This is a genomic window from Staphylococcus sp. HMSC14D10, assembly GCF_001808125.1.
In the GTDB taxonomy this organism is placed as follows: domain Bacteria; phylum Bacillota; class Bacilli; order Staphylococcales; family Staphylococcaceae; genus Staphylococcus; species Staphylococcus haemolyticus.
Genome location: NZ_KV792264.1, coordinates 1 through 1,344, shown reverse-complemented (window position 1 = coordinate 1,344; position 1,344 = coordinate 1). Strand labels below are relative to the sequence as shown.

Annotated in this window: 1 protein-coding gene and 2 pseudogenes; all 3 read right to left on the bottom strand. The window is 35.4% G+C overall.

Annotated features, from left to right (window positions below):
- Positions 1-421, bottom strand: a 421-nt coding sequence (locus HMPREF3134_RS08775) for a DUF1643 domain-containing protein (RefSeq protein ID WP_070442245.1), incomplete at its 3' end; no start/stop codon positions are given.
- Positions 422-436: 15 nt separating this feature from the next.
- A pseudogene (locus tag HMPREF3134_RS08770) lies at positions 437-743 on the bottom strand (DUF960 family protein).
- Between the two features lie 86 nt (positions 744-829).
- Positions 830-1,181: pseudogene (locus HMPREF3134_RS08765) on the bottom strand (SAUGI family uracil-DNA glycosylase inhibitor).
- Positions 1,182-1,344 lie beyond the last annotated feature (163 nt).

Below are 1,344 nucleotides of genomic sequence, written 5' to 3'. Positions count from 1 at the left end.
CTTTCTTTTTATGAGGTTTTAACATTTCCATCACCTGTTCGACACGTTCGACGACAACAGGTCGCTTCGCATAAGCACCATAAGCAAGAATCACTGTGTCACTTTCACTTATCGCTTTCATTAAATGAATATTTGTGTGCTCATCGTATGACTCTTTGATATGTTTAAGATTTGCGGGTGTTTTGATATTAGAGAATAGATTCACAAGATATACAGCACCGTATTGCTCGGAATTGGCTAACTGATTGAGAATGAGAACAGTAGTAAGGTCGAGTGATAACACACCATCTAAATGAGGGTACATCGTTATCACTGTACATGCAGATTTCTTTTCATCCCAAGTTTTCTTGAGTAAGTAGCGGTGTTGTTCATCATCGCTAAAAATCGCTTCTGTGCGTATGGTACTTTTGATTGTATTCATATTTGTTACTCCTTTTTAGTATTCTTCTGGCAAAAGCATCACATAATAAAAAACGTCTACATCATCTTCACGAATGACGTAGACTTTCTTAGGTAATGCGTTTTGATTTTTTTCATAGTTTGTATAGTGATATTCCAATTTGTATGCGGGTTGTTCTTGCTCATGTGTGACTGAGAGTATATTATCATCTTCTTGCAGTCTAAAAATGTGTATCTGTATGAGGTTGATTGTCCCGTTCTTTTACCATGTTCCAAAGTAAGATTTGAAGGTCTAGAGATAGGTGTTCACTAATGCCTCTTGTGATGTATCGATTGATTTTCATACTATTTTCCTCCATTTTGCTTTTCTTTCATGATGTCAATTATTTCGTTAATGACTGTAACCGATATTTGTGCCACTTTGATCCAATTATTCATGGTCATTCCCTTCCTTTTTGTAATAGATGACGTTCATCGATAATCGTATTTTTAGTATCTGTGAGGTACAGAAAGTCCATATCAAAATGATCTAGATAACCAATACTGATGAGTTGATTATTAGCGTACATAAGAAATGGATAGATACTTAGCTCATGTAGCTCATCATTATAGTAGGTATAAGTTTCAAGTGTAAGATGTGCAAGTGGGGTATGGTCTACAAAATGAGTAGGTAGTATATTTTCTGCTGCTTCCTCTAATGCTTCACAATCCCATGTTTCATTGTTAGATAGTTGGAATAGACGAGTTATATATTGTTTGAGTTCTTGAGTGGTTGTTTTCATATCATTGCCTCCTAGATAGTGTGATAATGATGTAATTCATATACATCATTGGGATAATATATATTTGATTTATCATTTATTACGGATCCCGGTGGGAATAAGAGAAAATCCCATATGAAAAACCGCTACAAACGTTGGTGTAACAAGGGAATCCCGGAATCCC